Below are 14,604 nucleotides of genomic sequence, written 5' to 3'. Positions count from 1 at the left end.
GTCGGCCTACCGGCCGACACCGCGGCCACGTGCCGTCCCCCTGGTGCGTGGAGCCCTGCCACGGCGTCCCGGTCGGGAGCCTCCGGCCCCGCGACCGGTCCGCCGTCCTGCGCAGGGGCGGCTCGCCGGGGAAGTTGTCATTCGCGTGGCCGGGTCGCCGGGGCTGGGTGATCATCAGTCCGGGAGGCCGGCGTCACGGGGACGGCGGCACCACGCGGACCAGCACCGGGCACGCCGGCTCCGGCCGGCGCGACGGCGGCGACGGAGGGGAGTCATGGCCGACTCGAGCACGGCGGACCTCGGCAAGGGCAAGCGGATCACCGGGGGCGACCGCACGTCCCTCGCGGACGAGCTGAAGAAGCGCTACGACGGCGGGGAGAGCATCCGCTCCCTGGCCACCTCGACCAACCGGTCCTACGGGTTCGTGCACCGGCTCCTGTCGGAGTCCGGTGCCACCCTGCGGAGCCGTGGCGGCGCCAACCGGAACAGCAAGAAGACCGCGTGACGGCGGCCGACGCCGACGGCTGGGTCCGCACCCGCCGGGACGGCGCCGTCCTCACCGTCACGCTCGACCGGCCCGACCAGCTCAACGCCCAGACGCCGGCCACGTGGGCGGCGCTCCGGGCGGTCGGCGACTCCCTCGACGACGACGTCCGCGTCGTCGTCGTGCGGGGCGAGGGCCGCTCCTTCTCCGCCGGGCTCGACCGCAGCCTGTTCAGCACCGACCCGTCGACGCCCGGTGGGCTCGGCCAGCTCAGCGGGCTGGGCGCCGACGGGGCGCAGGAGCGCATCCGGGGGTACCAGGCCGGCTTCCGCTGGCTGCGGTCACCCGGGATCGTGTCGATCGCGGCGGTGCAGGGCCACGCGATCGGGGCGGGCGCGCAGCTGGCGCTGGCCTGCGACCTGCGGGTGCTCACCGACGACGCCTCGATCCGGCTCCCCGAGGCGACGCTGGGGCTCGTGCCCGACCTGACCGGCACCAGCACGCTGGCCGAGCTCGTCGGCTACGCGCGGGCGCTGGAGGTGTGCGTGACCGGGCGGCCGGTGCCGGCGGCGGAGGCGCTGTCGTGGGGGCTGGCGAACGCCGTCGTCCCCGCGGCGGAGCTCGACGGCGCGGTGGCCACCCTGGCCGCGGCGGTCACCGCCCCGCCGGCGGGCGCCGTCCGGGAGACCGCGGCGCTGGTGCGCGCGGCGGTCCGCAACGACCCGGACACCCAGGACGCCGCCGAGCGGGCGGCCCAGGTGCGCCGGCTCACCGAGCTCGCCGGCGGCTGAGCGACCGGAACAGCGGGGGACCGGTGGCTGTTGACGCTGCCGCCGGTCCCCCGTCCCCGGCAGAGGAGGTCACCGCATGAGCAGTCCCATGACCTCCATGGCGGCGATGCGGTCGTTCCGCCGCGACCCGTCGGTCACCTCGCGCGAGCTGCCCAAGGGCACCGTCCGCCGCATCCTCGGCATCGCCCGGCCCTACCGCCGGGAGCTCACCGGGTTCCTGCTGCTGGTGGTGCTGTCCTCGGTCATCGGCGTGGTCACCCCGCTGCTGGCCGGCGACATCGTCAACCGCATCGCCCGGCTCGACGGCACCGCGGGCGGCGTCGTGCGGATCGCCCTGTTCATCGCCGGTCTCGCCGTCGTCGACGCGTTCATCTCGGTGGCCACCCGCTGGTATTCCGCGCGGATCGGCGAGGGCGTCATCTACGACCTGCGCGCCCGCGTCTTCGAGCACGTGCAGCGCATGCCGGTCGCGTTCTTCACCCGCACGCAGACCGGCGCGCTGGTCAGCCGCCTGAACAACGACGTCGTCGGGGCGCAGCAGGCGTTCACCTCGACCCTGTCCGGCGTCGTGTCCAACGTGATCGGCCTGGTGCTCACCGCCGGCGTCATGTTCACGCTGTCGTGGCAGATCACCCTGCTGTCGCTGGTCATGGTGCCGCTGTTCGTGCTGCCCGCCCGCCGCATCGGCCGGCGGCTGCAGGAGATCACCCGGGAGTCCTACGGGCTCAACGCGTCGATGAACGCGACGATGACCGAGCGGTTCAACGTCGCGGGCGCCCTGCTGGTCAAGCTGTTCGGCCGGCCCGACGCCGAGGCCGAGAGCTTCCGCGGCCGCGCCGCCCGGGTGCGCGACATCGGCGTCCTGTCGGCCATGTACGGCCGCACCTTCTTCACCGCGCTCACCCTCGTCGCGGCGCTGGCCACCGCGCTGGTCTACGGCCTCGGCGGCTGGCTGGCGTTCGACGGGTCGCTGTCGCCGGGCGACGTCGTCGCGCTGGCCCTGCTGCTGTCGCGGCTGTACGGGCCGCTGACCGCGCTGTCCAACGTCCGGGTCGACGTGATGAGCGCGATGGTCAGCTTCGACCGCGTCTTCGAGGTGCTCGACCTGCCGCCGATGATCGCCGAGGCGCCCGACGCCGTCCCGGTGCCCGCCGAGGACCGGTCGGTCGAGTTCGACGGCGTCTCGTTCAGCTACCCGGCCGCCGCCGACGTGTCGCTGGCGTCGCTGGAGGACGTGTCGCTGCCCGAGCACGGCGGGCCGACGGCGGTGCTGCACGACGTGTCCTTCCGCGTCGAGCCCGGGCAGATGGTCGCGCTGGTCGGGCACTCCGGAGCCGGGAAGTCGACGGTCGTCAACCTGGTGCCGCGGCTCTACGACGTCACCGGCGGTGCCGTGCGGGTCGGCGGGGTCGACGTCCGGCAGGCCACGCTGGCCTCGCTGCGCGACGCGATCGGCGTCGTCAGCCAGGACGCGCACCTGTTCCACGACACCATCCGCGCCAACCTGCTCTACGCCCGGCCCGACGCGACCGAGGAGCAGCTGTGGTCGGCGCTCACCGGCGCGCGGATCGCCGCGCTGGTGGCCTCGCTGCCCGACGGCCTGGACACCGTCGTCGGCGACCGCGGCTACCGGCTCTCGGGCGGGGAGAAGCAGCGGCTCGCGATCGCCCGGGTGCTGCTCAAGGCGCCGGGGATCGTCATCCTCGACGAGGCGACCGCGCACCTGGACAGCGAGTCGGAGGTGGCGGTGCAGCACGCGCTCGACACCGCGCTGGCCGGCCGGACGTCGCTGGTCATCGCCCACCGGCTGTCCACGATCCGCAGCGCCGACCAGATCCTCGTGGTCGACGACGGTCGCGTCGTGGAGTCGGGCACTCACGAGGAGTTGCTGGCGCTCGGGCGGCGCTACGCCGACCTCTACCGGACGCAGTTCGCCGACGGCGAGCGTCGAACGGTCCCCGTCGCGTAGCAACTAGCGTTCCTCCTGCCCCAGCTGCACCAGGAGGAGTTCCGTGACGTCCGCCCACCCGCACGACGCCCAGATCCGCGCGCTCTACGCCGCGTTCATCGAGGGCTGGAACCAGCGCAGCGGGGCGGCGGTCGCCGCGGTGTTCGCCGACGACGGCGACATGGTCGGCTACGACGGCACCACGGTGGGCGGCCGGCTGTCGATCGCGTCGGACCTGCGGCGCGTCTTCGGCAGCCACCCGACCGCCCGGTACGTGGCGCTGGTCCGGTCGGTGCGCGCGGTGGCCGGCGGCGTCGCGGTGCTGCAGGCGCACGCCGGGATGATCCCGCCCGGCGAGGACGACATCGACCCGGGGCTGCACAGCATCCACACGCTGGTCGCCGTCGACGAGGGCGGCGGGCGCTGGAAGACGACGCTGTTCCAGGCGACGCCGGCCGCCTGGCTGGGCCGCCGCGACGCCCGCGACGCCCTCACCGCCGAGCTGCGCGGGCTGCTGGCCGCCCCGCGGTGAGCGTGCTCGTGCGGGCCGCCGACCTGCTGGCCGGCCCGCGCCCGGTGCTGCTCGACGTCCGCTGGGCGCTCGGTGACCCGCACGGCCGCGAGCGCTACCGGACCGGTCACCTGCCGGGCGCGGTGTTCGTCGACCTGGACACCGAGCTGGCCGCGCCGGCCTCCGCCGCGGAGGGCCGGCACCCGCTGCCGGCGCTCGCCGACCTGCAGGCCGCGGCCCGGCGGTGGGGCATCCGCTCCGGCGGCGCCGTCGTCGCCTACGACGCCACCGGCGGGCTCGCCGCGGCGCGGGCCTGGTGGCTGCTGCGCTGGGGCGGGCTGGCCGACGTGCGGCTGCTCGACGGCGGTCTCGATGCGTGGGGAGCCGCGGGCGGAGAGCTGGAGACCGGCGACGTCGTCCCGGAGCCCGGCGACGTGGTGCTGACCGGCGGCGGCATGCCCACGCTGACCGCCGACGAGGCGGCCGCGCTGCCCGCCTCCGGCGGCGTGCTGCTCGACGCCCGCGCCCCCGAGCGCTACCGCGGCGAGGTGGAGCCGGTGGACCCGCGGGCCGGGCACGTGCCCGGCGCGGTGAGCGCGCCGACCGCGGCGAACCTGGCGCCCGACGGGACCTTCCGCGCCGACCTCGCCGGCCGGTTCGCCGCGCTCGGGGTGCGGCCGGGGACCCGGGTCGGCGTCTACTGCGGCTCGGGCGTCACCGCCGCCCACGAGGTGGCCGCGCTCGCGGAGGCCGGGATCGAGGCGGCGCTGTGGCCGGGCTCGTGGTCGCAGTGGTCGGCCGATCCGTCCCGCCCCGCGGCGACGGGGCCCGATCCCGGCTGAGAGCGCCGCCCGGGTCGGGGCCGGCTACTCGGGCTCGCCGAGGAGGGCCTCGAGCGCCGGGCGCATGAGCCGCTCGATGTCCTCGGGCGCGGCGTCGCCGAGCCCGGGCAGCTCCAGGGCGTAGCGGCCCAGCGCCATGCCGGCGATGCACGACATCAGCAGGGCCGCCTTGAGCTCGGCGTCGGGCCCGCCGATCGTGCGCGACAGGTCGCCGATGACCGCGCACATCACCTCGTCCCGCATGATGCGCTTCGCCTCGTGGTGGGTGAGGAAGTTGCGCAGGAGCGTGACGGCGGCCTCGCGGTCCGGCGTGGACTCGAACTTGGCCAGCAGGTCCCGCAGGACGGCGGCCGGGATCTCCGCGCGCGGCGCCGTGCGGGCCGTCCCCCCGGTGTGGGCGCCCTCCATCGCCGCGGCGAAGAGGCCCTCCTTGTTGCCGAAGTACTGCATCACCAGGGCGGGGTCGACTCCCGCCAGGCCGGCGACGGCACGGATCGTCGTCCGCTCGAAGCCCTCCTCGGCGAACAGGCAGCGGGCCTGCTGGAGGATCACCGACTCCGTCCGGCGGCGGCGTTCCTCACGCGACACGGGCTCGGCACCGGCTGTGGTCACGGATTCACTCTACAGACGTTGACCATCCCCGGCAGTCGCTCTACGGTCGTTGAGTCGTCGCTCCACGAGCGTTGAGTCTTCGTCTTCAGGAGTCCTCGTGACCGCCACCGCCTCGCCTCCCGGGCCAGGTCCCCTCAGCCATCCCGACGGGCGGGAGGTCCGCAAGGGCCTCGCCCTCGCCGTCCTCGCCATCAGCCAGCTCATGGTCGTGCTCGACGTGTCGATCGTGAACGTCGCGCTCCCCGACATCGCGGTCGCCCTGGGCGTCGCGAGCCAGGCCGACCTGTCCTGGATCGTCACCGGCTACACCCTCACCTTCGGCGGCTTCCTGCTGCTCGGCGGGAAGCTGGCCGACCGGCTCGGCCGCCGCCGGGTCTTCGTCATCGGCACGGCCCTGTTCGCCGTCGCCTCCCTGCTCGGCGGTCTCGCCGGCGACCTCGGTCTGCTCGTCGGCGCGCGGCTGCTGCAGGGCCTCGCGGGCGCGCTCATGGCGCCGTCGGCCCTGTCGCTGCTCACCGTCGTCTTCGAGGAGGGCCGGGAGCGCAACCGGGCGCTCGGCATCTGGGCCGCCATCTCCGCCGGCGGGGCCGCGATCGGCCTCATCCTGGGCGGGGTCCTCACCGAGTACGCCAGCTGGCGCTGGGTGCTCTTCGTCAACGTCCCCGTCGCCGTCCTGGCCGTCGTCGGGGCGCTGCGGGTGGTCCCGGAGAGCCGTGACGCCCGCGCCCGCGGCTTCGACGTCCCCGGTGCCCTCCTGGTCACCGGCGGCCTCGTCGCCCTGGTCTACGCGCTGGTGAAGGGCAACGACTTCGGCTGGTCGTCCGGGCAGACGATCGGGATGCTCGCCCTGGCGGTCGCGCTGCTGGGTGCCTTCGTCGTCGTGCAGCGCCGGTCGACCGACCCGCTCGTCGACTTCCGGCTCTTCCGGTCGCGCTCCGTGCTGGGGGCCGACCTCGGCGCGCTGTTCGTGGGCGCCGGCATCTTCGCGGTCTTCTTCTTCCTCGTGCTGTGGATGCAGCAGGTCAACGGCTGGTCCCCGCTGCGCGCGGGGTTCGCCTTCCTCCCGATGACCGTCGCGATCGTCGTCGGCGCCGGCATCGCCTCGCAGCTGCTCGGGCGGGTCGGTCCCCGGCCGCTGCTCGTCGGCGGCCCGGCGCTGGCCGCGGCCGGCATGCTCGTCCTGGGCCTGCGGCTGGATCCCACCGCGTCCTACCTCACGATCGTGCTGCCCTCGCTGGTGACGGTCGCCCTCGGCATGGGCCTGACGTTCGTGGCGCTGACCAGCGCGGCGGTGGCCGGTGTCCCGCAGGAGGACGCGGGCGTGGCCAGCGCGCTGCTCAACGCCGGGCAGCAGGTCGGCGGGGCCCTCGGGCTGGCCATCCTGACCGCGGTGAGCGTGGCGCGCACCGAGGCCGTCGCCCCCGCGGGGCCGCCCGCGACGCCGGGGTACGTCTCCGCGGTCGTCGAGGGCTGGGGGGTCGGCTTCGTCGTCGCGGCCGGCTTCCTCGCCGCGGCCGCCGTCGTGAGCGCGACCCTCGTGCGGGTGTCGCGGCGGGAGGCCGCCGAGGCGCTCGCCGTCGCCGGGGCCGTCGGCTAGCGAGCCCCCGGTCCCCGCGTCCCGGGCCGCCTCCCACCCCGGGAGGCGGCCCGGTGGCGTCAGCCGAGGGCGGCGTCGTAGCGGTCGAGCAGGACCGCGGCGATGCGCGCGTCGGGCAGCAGGGGAGCGGTGACCAGGTCGGCACCGGCCTCGGCGAGTTTGCCGTGGAAGTGCCCGGGCGCCAGCAGGTAGGAGGCGACGACGACCCGCTCGGCGCCGGCCCGCCGCGCGGCGGCCACCGCGTCGGCGACCGGGGGCTGCGCGGCCGAGCCGTAGCCGGTGGTCACCGGGCCCGCCCAGGAGCGCTGCAGCAGGTCGGCGGTGTCCTCGACGTCGGCGACCGAGCGCGGGTCGCTCGACCCGGCCGCGGCCAGCACGACGGCGGTGAGCGGGTCGCGCGGATCGGCGCCGGCCTCGGCCAGCCGGTCGGCGAGCACCGCGGCCAGCCGCGGGTCGGGGCCCAGCGGGCGGGCGGCGACGGCGGACTCGTGCGCGGCCACCGCACCCGCGATGTCGACGTGCACGTGGTAGCCGCCGGACAGCAGCAGCGGCACGACGACGGCCGGCCGTTCCTCCGCGGCGAGCCCGGCGACCACGTCGACGACGGTCGGCGGCTGCACGTCGACGAAGGCCGCCGTCGTGACCAGGCCGGGACGCAGCCGGCGCGCGGTGAGCGCCAGCTCGGCCACCAGCCGGCGCCCCGCGGGGTTGCGGGTGCCGTGCGCGCACGCGACGAGGACGGGGCCGTCGGCCGGAGCGTCCGGGACGGCGGTCACGGGGTGCGGAGGACGCCGCCGTCGACGGCGACCATCGTGCCCGTGACGTAACTCGCGGCGGGGGAGAGCAGGAAGGCGGCCACCCGGCCGAACTCCTCGGGCTGGCCGACGCGGCGCAGCGGGATGCTCCGCTCGGTGCGGGCCCGTGCGGCGGCCGGGTCCCCGGAGGCGGCCTCGATCTCGGTGATCCGGTCGGTGGCGATGGTGCCCGGCATCAGCCCGAGCACCCGGATCCCGCGCGGGCCGAGCTCGTCGGACAGCGCCTTCGCCGTCATGGCCAGGCCGGGGCGCAGGCCGTTGGAGATCGCGAGGGACCCGATCGGCTGGCGCACCGACGTGGAGAGCACGAAGCCGATGACGGCGCCGGCGGACAGGTGCGGCACCAGCGCCCGCACCAGCCGCAGCGGGCCGAGCAGCACGCTGTCGACGGCGGCGCGCCAGGCGTCCTCCGGCGTCTCCAGCACGCTGCCCGGCGCGGGGCCTCCGACGCTGACCAGCAGGCCGTCGACCGTGCCGAGCCGCTCGCGCGCCGTCGTCACCAGGTGCTCGGCGGCACCGGGGTCGGCGAGGTCGGCCACCGCCCCGGACGCGCCGTCGCCCAACGCGGCGACGGCGGCGTCCACGGAGGAGGCGGAGCGGGAGCTGACGAGGACGCGCGCCCCGTCGGCGACGAGGGCCCGGGCGGTCGCCAGGCCCAGCCCCCGGCTCGCGCCGGTGAGCAGGTACCCGCGACCGCCCAGGCCCAGGTCCATCGGGGGATCAGCCCTGCCGCAGCGAGCGGAGGACGTACTGCATGATCCCGCCGTTGCGGTAGTAGTTCGCCTCGCCGGGGGTGTCGATCCGGACGCGGGCGTCGAACTCGACGTCCCCGGCCTTCACCTTCACGGTGCGCGGGGTCTCGCCGTCGTTCAGGGCGGTGATCCCGGTGATCGTGAACTCCTCGTCACCGGTCAGGCCGAGCGACTCCCGGTCCTGGCCCTCGGGGAACTGCAGCGGCAGCACGCCCATGCCGATGAGGTTGGAGCGGTGGATCCGCTCGTAGCTCTCGGCGATGACCGCCTTGACGCCGAGCAGCGCCGTCCCCTTCGCGGCCCAGTCGCGCGACGAGCCCGAGCCGTACTCCTTGCCGGCCAGCACGACCAGGGGGATGCCCTGCTCCTGGTAGGCCTGCGAGGCGTCGTAGATCGTCGTCGTCTCGCCGGTCAGGTGGTTCTTGGTGACGCCACCCTCGGTGCCGGGCACCAGCTGGTTGCGCAGCCGGATGTTGGCGAAGGTGCCGCGGATCATCACCTCGTGGTTCCCGCGCCGGGAGCCGTAGGAGTTGAAGTCGCGGCGCTGCACGCCGTGCTCGGACAGGTACTTGCCGGCGGGGCTGTCGGCCTTGATCGAGCCGGCGGGGGAGATGTGGTCAGTGGTCACCGAGTCGCCGAGCACCGCCAGGGTGCGGGCGCCGGTGATGTCCTGGACCGGGGCCGGCTGGTCCTGCATGCCCTCGAAGTACGGGGGCTTGCGGACGTAGGTGCTCTGCGCGTCCCACTCGAAGGTGTCGCCGGTGGGCGTGGGCAGCGCCTGCCACTGCTCGGTGCCGGCGAAGACGTCGGCGTAGTCGTTGCTGAACATCTCCGCCGAGACGGCCTCGTCGATGACCCGCTGCACCTCGTGCGGCGAGGGCCAGATGTCGTGCAGGAAGACGTCGTTGCCGTCGGCGTCCTGGCCCAGCGGGTCGTTGTTCAGGTCGACGTCCATCGAGCCGGCCAGCGCGTAGGCGATGACCAGCGGCGGGGAGGCCAGGTAGTTCATCTTGACGTCGGGGTTGATCCGGCCCTCGAAGTTGCGGTTGCCCGACAGCACCGAGACGACGGCGAGGTCGGCCTCGTTGACCGCCTTGCTGACCGGCTCCGGCAGCGGGCCGGAGTTGCCGATGCAGGTGGTGCAGCCGTAGCCGACCAGGTAGAAGCCGAGCTTCTCCAGGTACGGGGTGAGCTGCGCCTTCTCGTAGTAGTCGGTGACGACCTTCGACCCGGGGGCCAGCGTCGTCTTCACCCACGGCTTGGTGGTCAGGCCCCGCTCGACGGCGTTCTTCGCCAGCAGCGCGGCGCCGATCATCACCGAGGGGTTGGACGTGTTGGTGCACGAGGTGATCGCCGCGATCACGACGGAGCCGTGGTCGACGAACGTCTCGGTGCCGTCCTCCATGACGACGCGGGTCCGCTTCGAGGGGCGGCCGGAGACCGGGTCGTCCTCGTAGTGGTGCGGCTGGCCGGCGGTGCCGTTGCCGCCCTCGCTGCCCGGGGCAGGGGTGGCCGGGTCGGAGGCCGGGAAGGACTCCGACGACGCCTCGTCGACGCGGGACTCGACGCCGAAGGGCTGGGTGTTCTGCGGGACACCAGGCTTGCGGTCGTCGCCGCCGGTCTCGTCGGCCGAGACGTAGTCGGCGAGCGCCGCGCGGAAGGCGTGCTTGGCGTCGGTGATCGCGACCCGGTCCTGCGGGCGCTTCGGGCCGGCGATGGAGGGGACGACCGTCGACAGGTCGAGCTCGAGGTACTCGGAGAAGGCGATCTCGCGCGACGGGTCGTGCCAGAGGCCCTGCTCCTTGGCGTAGGCCTCGACGAGCGCGACCTGCTCCTCCGAACGGCCGGTGAGCCGCAGGTAGGCGGTGGTCTCCTCGTCGATGGGGAACATCGCCGCGGTGGAGCCGAACTCCGGGCTCATGTTGCCGATCGTGGCGCGGTTGGCCAGCGGCACCGCGGAGACGCCCTCGCCGTAGAACTCGACGAACTTCCCGACGACGCCGTGCTGGCGCAGCATCTCGGTGATCGTGAGGACCAGGTCGGTGGCGGTGGAGCCGTCGGGCAGCTCGCCGGTGAGCTTGAAGCCCACGACGCGCGGGATGAGCATCGAGACCGGCTGGCCGAGCATCGCGGCCTCGGCCTCGATGCCGCCGACGCCCCAGCCCAGGACGCCCAGGCCGTTGACCATCGTGGTGTGGGAGTCGGTGCCGACGCAGGTGTCGGGGTAGGCGACGACGCGGTCGCCCTCCTGGCGCGGGAAGACCACGCGGGCCAGGTGCTCGATGTTGACCTGGTGGACGATGCCGGTGCCCGGGGGGACGACCTTGAAGTCGTCGAACGCGCCCTGGCCCCAGCGCAGGAACTGGTAGCGCTCGCCGTTGCGCTCGTACTCGATCTCGACGTTGCGCTCGAAGCTCTCCGGGGTGCCGAAGACGTCGGCGATGACGGAGTGGTCGATGACCAGCTCGGCCGGGGCCAGCGGGTTGATCCGGTTCGGGTCGCCGCCGAGGTCGGCCATCGCCTCGCGCATCGTGGCGAGGTCGACGATGCAGGGGACGCCGGTGAAGTCCTGCATGACCACGCGGGCCGGCGTGAACTGGATCTCCTGGTCGGGCTCGGCCGACGGGTCCCAGTTCGCCAGCGCCCGGATGTGGTCGGCCGTGATGTCGGCGCCGTCCTCGGTGCGCAGCAGGTTCTCGAGCAGGACCTTCAGGGAGAAGGGGAGCTTGCCTGCGCCCTCGACCGCGTCGAGCCGGTAGATGTCGTAGTCGGTGCCGTCGACGCTGAGCGTCGACCGGGCCCCGAAGCTGTCCTTGCTGGCTGCCACTGCTTGCGCCTCACCCTCGAGAGTCCATCGGGCTTGAATGCCACCCTCCATCATCCCAGGTGGCGCGCGCGGGCCGCTGGGAAGGCGACCCTTCCCTCACCCGGTGACCTGTGTCGCACCGGGTGGGGCCGGTGCATCTCCGCGGAAGTGCCCGGCCCGAGGGGCGTGCCTACCGTGGGCGCGTGACCGGCGCCGTCCCCGACCCGCTGCCCGGCTGGCTCGCCGAGGCCCGGCGGGTCACCGTGCTCACCGGCGCCGGGATCTCCACCGACAGCGGCATCCCCGACTACCGCGGCCCGAACGGCGTCTGGACCCGCGACCCCGACGCCGAGAAGCTCGTGACGCTGTCCTACTACGTCGCCGACCCGGGGATCCGCCGGAAGGCGTGGCGCATGCGCGCGGAGATGCGGTCCGCCGACGTCGCCCCGAACGCCGGGCACCGGGCGCTGGCGCGGCTGGGGGAGCAGGGCCGGCTGCACGCGCTGCTCACCCAGAACGTCGACGGGCTGCACCAGGCCGCCGGCTCCCCGCCGGGCACCGTGCTCGAGCTGCACGGCACGGTGCACGCCGTCGAGTGCCTGTCCTGCGGCGACCGCACGTCGATGGACGACGCCCTGGCCCGCCTCGACGCCGGCGAGGACGACCCGGCCTGCCGCGTCTGCGGGGGCATCCTCAAGTCGGCGACCGTGAGCTTCGGGCAGGCGCTGGACGAGCGGGTGCTGGCCGCCGCGGCCGAGGCGGCCGCCGACTGCGACGTCTTCCTCGCCGTCGGCACCTCGCTCGTCGTGTACCCCGTGGCCGGGCTGGTGGAGATCGCCGCCGCGCACGGCGCCCGGGTCGTCATCGTGAACGCGGAGCCGACGCCCTACGACGACCTCGCCGACCTCGTCGTCCGCGAGCCCATCTCGACGGCGCTGCCGCGGCTGCTGGGGACGGCGTGACCCGCGCCGAGCCCGTGGGCGGGGCGCGCCGGGAGGCGCTGCTCGCCCGCTACCGCGAGCTGGTGCTGCACGAGCTGCCGCGGCGGGCGCGCGAGGGCCGCTGGGTGGTCACGAACGACCACTGCTTCGGCCGGATCGTGCTCGACCACGCGGTCGGCGGGCGCTGGTACGACGTGCTCGACCGCCGCCGGTCGCCGGCCTTCGCCCAGCTGTCCGACGACCAGCTCGCCGGGGCGGTCGCGATGGCCGAGCGGGTGCTCGCCGAGGGCGACCCGCTGCTGCGCGAGCTCGACGCGCGGAGCCTGGCGTGGCGCGGCAAGCCGCCGAAGACGCCGACAAAGACGACGCCGAGGACGACGACGCCGAGGACGACGACGCGGCGGTGACCCTCCTCGTCGTCCACCTGGCGCTGACCGCCGCCTACGCCGGGTTCCAGTGGACCGTCCGGGCGCTGGTCTACCCGCAGTTCGCGCGGGTGCCGGCCGGGGCGTTCCCCGCTTACGAGAAGGCGCACCAGCGGCGGGTCACCGCCGTCGTCGGGCCGCTGTTCGCCGGGCAGGGCGTCACGGTGCTGTGGCTGCTCGCCGCCCGCCCGGCCGGCGCGCCGGTGACCGGCGTGGTCGCGGCCGCCGTCTGCCTGGGCGTCGTCCTGGGGGTCACCGGCCTGCTCGCCGTGCCGTTGCACCGGCACCTGGCGCAGGGGTTCGACCGGGCGGTGCTCGCCCGGCTGCTGCGGGTGGACACCGTCCGGGCGCTGGCCGCGACGGCGGGCACGCTCGTGGCCGCGTGGCTGGTGCTCGCCAGCGGATAGCGTGACCCCGACCACGTCGAGCGGCCGACCGCGGTCGGCCCTGGCCACCCGGGAGCCCGGCATGCGCGTGCCCCTGACCACCCGCGACTTCCTCGACCGCGCCGAGCTCGTGTACGGCGACCGGGTCGGGATCGTCGACGAGCCGGACCAGCCGGCCCCGTCGCTGGGGGAGGTGAGCTGGCGCGACGTCGCCCGCCGCGGCCGCGCGCTGCAGGCGGGGCTCGACGCCCTGGGCGTGGGGGAGGGCGAGCGGGTGGCGGTCGTCAGCCACAACGCCGCCCGGCTGCTGGAGGTCCTGCTCGCCGTGCCGTCGTCGGGGCGGGTGGCGGTGCCGGTGAACTTCCGGCTCAACCCCGAGGAGGTCTCCTACATCGTCGGGCACTCCGGCGCGAGGGTGCTGCTGGTCGACCCTGAGCTGGAGACCTCGCTCAAGGGCGTGCAGGCCGAGCACCGCTTCGGCACCGGCGAGGAGTACGAGCAGTTGCTGGCCTTCGACGCCGAGCCGCGGCCGTGGGCCGAGCCCGACGAGGACGCCACCGCCACGATCAACTACACGAGCGGGACGACGGCGCGGCCCAAGGGCGTGCAGATGACCCACCGCAACATCTGGGTCAACGCGGTCACCTTCGGGATGCACATGCAGGTCAGCGACCGCGACGTCTACCTGCACACGCTGCCGATGTTCCACTGCAACGGCTGGGGCCTGCCGTACACGATGGCCGGCGTCGGGGCCCGCCAGGTGGTGCTGCGCAAGGTCGACGGCGCGGAGATCCTGCGCCGGGTCGAGCGCCACGGCGTGACGATGATGTCCGGGGCGCCGGCGGTGTGGAACGCCGTCCTCGACGCCGCCGCCGAGTGGGACGGCGAGGTCCCGGGCCGCGACCGGGTGCGCATCGTCGTCGCCGGGGCCCCGCCGCCGTCACGGACCATCGCCCGCGTGGAGGCCGAGCTCGGCTGGGAGTTCAACCAGATCTACGGCCTCACCGAGACCGCACCGCTGCTGACCGTCAACCGGCCCCGCGCGGAGTTCGACGACCTCGACCCCGAGGAGCGGGCCAGGCGGCTGTCGCGGGCCGGCGTCCCCGCGCTCGGCACCCGGATCGAGATCAGCGAGTCGGGAGAGGTTCTGGCCCGCGGCAACACCGTGCTCGCCGGCTACTGGGAGAACCCCGACGCCTCCGCCGAGGCGCTGGAGGGCGGCTGGTTCCACACCGGCGACGGCGGCAGCGTGGACGACGGCGGCTACCTCACGATCTCCGACCGCAAGAAGGACGTGATCATCACCGGCGGGGAGAACGTGTCCTCGATCGAGGTCGAGGACGCCGTGTTCAGCCACCCGGCGGTCGCCGAGGTCGCCGTCATCGGCATCCCCGACGAGAAGTGGGGCGAGCTGGTCACCGCCCTCGTCGTGCTCGCCGAGGGGGAGACGGCGACGGCGGAGGAGATCATCGCCCACTGCCGCACCCGGCTGGCCGGCTACAAGGCGCCCAAGCGCGTCGAGTTCCGCGACGAGCTCGCCCGCACCGCCACCGGCAAGATCCAGAAGTTCAAGCTGCGCGAGCCGTTCTGGTCCTCCACCGGCGGCCGCCAGGTGAACTGAGGCCCACCCCCATGGGGGGAGATCCCCCGCAGATCCCTCCGGAGGTCACCCGGGCCGGTCGATGACCGGCCTG

14 protein-coding genes are annotated in these 14,604 nt (G+C 74.7%); 10 read left to right on the top strand and 4 right to left on the bottom strand.

The window, feature by feature from the left end:
- Positions 1–274: 274 nt before the first annotated feature.
- The 5 genes from BUE37_RS11400 to BUE37_RS11380 all read left to right on the top strand — a co-directional run bounded on the left by BUE37_RS11400 (position 275) and on the right by BUE37_RS11380 (position 4,576).
- A complete protein-coding gene (locus BUE37_RS11400; RefSeq protein WP_073420258.1) occupies positions 275–505 on the top strand; it encodes a helix-turn-helix domain-containing protein in 231 nt (76 codons plus the stop codon).
- Complete coding sequence (locus BUE37_RS11395) at positions 502–1,275, top strand: enoyl-CoA hydratase/isomerase family protein (RefSeq protein ID WP_073420257.1); 774 nt, start codon at positions 502–504, stop codon at positions 1,273–1,275. The genes BUE37_RS11400 and BUE37_RS11395 overlap by 4 nt, the downstream gene beginning before the upstream one ends.
- 76 nt (positions 1,276–1,351) lie before the next feature.
- Positions 1,352–3,244, top strand: coding sequence for an ABC transporter ATP-binding protein (locus BUE37_RS11390; protein WP_073420256.1), 1,893 nt, complete (start codon positions 1,352–1,354; stop codon positions 3,242–3,244).
- Between the two features lie 43 nt (positions 3,245–3,287).
- Positions 3,288–3,755: an SgcJ/EcaC family oxidoreductase gene (locus BUE37_RS11385; RefSeq protein WP_073420255.1), complete on the top strand. Its 468-nt coding sequence runs from the start codon at positions 3,288–3,290 to the stop codon at positions 3,753–3,755.
- A complete protein-coding gene (locus tag BUE37_RS11380) occupies positions 3,752–4,576 on the top strand; it encodes a sulfurtransferase (protein WP_073420254.1) in 825 nt (274 codons plus the stop codon). Before BUE37_RS11385 ends, BUE37_RS11380 begins: the two co-directional genes overlap by 4 nt.
- Positions 4,577–4,600: 24 nt before the next feature.
- On the opposite strand, the gene BUE37_RS11375 is transcribed toward BUE37_RS11380, so the two are convergent.
- Complete coding sequence (locus tag BUE37_RS11375; protein ID WP_073420253.1) at positions 4,601–5,188, bottom strand: TetR/AcrR family transcriptional regulator; 588 nt, start codon at positions 5,186–5,188, stop codon at positions 4,601–4,603.
- Between the two features lie 97 nt (positions 5,189–5,285).
- Here BUE37_RS11375 and BUE37_RS11370 point away from each other — a divergent pair, with 97 nt between their 5' ends.
- Positions 5,286–6,785 (top strand): DHA2 family efflux MFS transporter permease subunit, encoded by a 1,500-nt coding sequence (locus BUE37_RS11370; protein WP_073420252.1) that lies wholly within the window; start codon positions 5,286–5,288, stop codon positions 6,783–6,785.
- 59 nt (positions 6,786–6,844) lie between these two features.
- Here BUE37_RS11370 and BUE37_RS11365 read toward each other — a convergent pair whose 3' ends face one another.
- The 3 genes from BUE37_RS11365 to BUE37_RS11355 are packed head-to-tail and all read right to left on the bottom strand — an operon-like array spanning position 6,845 to position 11,179.
- Complete coding sequence (locus BUE37_RS11365) at positions 6,845–7,561, bottom strand: sirohydrochlorin chelatase (RefSeq protein ID WP_073420251.1); 717 nt, start codon at positions 7,559–7,561, stop codon at positions 6,845–6,847.
- Complete coding sequence (locus tag BUE37_RS11360; protein WP_073420250.1) at positions 7,558–8,313, bottom strand: SDR family oxidoreductase; 756 nt, start codon at positions 8,311–8,313, stop codon at positions 7,558–7,560. The genes BUE37_RS11365 and BUE37_RS11360 overlap by 4 nt, the downstream gene beginning before the upstream one ends.
- A 7-nt stretch (positions 8,314–8,320) precedes the next feature.
- Positions 8,321–11,179 carry an aconitate hydratase gene (locus BUE37_RS11355; RefSeq protein ID WP_217651212.1) on the bottom strand — a complete coding sequence of 953 codons (2,859 nt, stop codon included), beginning with the start codon at positions 11,177–11,179 and terminating at the stop codon, positions 8,321–8,323.
- Between the two features lie 182 nt (positions 11,180–11,361).
- Between BUE37_RS11355 and BUE37_RS11350 the strand changes: the two genes are divergently transcribed.
- The 4 genes from BUE37_RS11350 (at position 11,362) to BUE37_RS11335 (ending at position 14,531) form a co-directional block, all read left to right on the top strand.
- Complete coding sequence (locus tag BUE37_RS11350; RefSeq protein ID WP_073420249.1) at positions 11,362–12,120, top strand: SIR2 family NAD-dependent protein deacylase; 759 nt, start codon at positions 11,362–11,364, stop codon at positions 12,118–12,120.
- On the top strand, positions 12,117–12,506 hold the full coding sequence (locus BUE37_RS11345) for a hypothetical protein (protein ID WP_245794533.1): 390 nt from the start codon (positions 12,117–12,119) through the stop codon (positions 12,504–12,506). The genes BUE37_RS11350 and BUE37_RS11345 overlap by 4 nt, the downstream gene beginning before the upstream one ends.
- Positions 12,428–12,931, top strand: coding sequence for a DUF1772 domain-containing protein (locus BUE37_RS23820; protein ID WP_245794531.1), 504 nt, complete (start codon positions 12,428–12,430; stop codon positions 12,929–12,931). Before BUE37_RS11345 ends, BUE37_RS23820 begins: the two co-directional genes overlap by 79 nt.
- Positions 12,932–12,992: 61 nt before the next feature.
- Positions 12,993–14,531 carry an AMP-binding protein gene (locus BUE37_RS11335; protein ID WP_073420768.1) on the top strand — a complete coding sequence of 513 codons (1,539 nt, stop codon included), beginning with the start codon at positions 12,993–12,995 and terminating at the stop codon, positions 14,529–14,531.
- The last annotated feature ends 73 nt before the right edge of the window (positions 14,532–14,604 follow it).

Source organism: Geodermatophilus nigrescens (assembly GCF_900129495.1).
Classification (GTDB): Bacteria; Actinomycetota; Actinomycetes; order Mycobacteriales; family Geodermatophilaceae; genus Geodermatophilus; species Geodermatophilus nigrescens.
Note: the sequence above shows the minus strand (reverse complement) of the source record. Positions and strands in the feature narration are given on the sequence as shown.

Coding starts and splice junctions, on each gene's coding strand:
- BUE37_RS11335 (WP_073420768.1), top strand. CDS start 12,993: ATGCGCGTGCCCCTGACCACCCGCGACTTCCTCGACCGCGCCGAGCTC.
- BUE37_RS11360 (WP_073420250.1), bottom strand. CDS start 8,313: ATGGACCTGGGCCTGGGCGGTCGCGGGTACCTGCTCACCGGCGCGAGC.
- BUE37_RS11400 (WP_073420258.1), top strand. CDS start 275: ATGGCCGACTCGAGCACGGCGGACCTCGGCAAGGGCAAGCGGATCACC.
- BUE37_RS11390 (WP_073420256.1), top strand. CDS start 1,352: ATGAGCAGTCCCATGACCTCCATGGCGGCGATGCGGTCGTTCCGCCGC.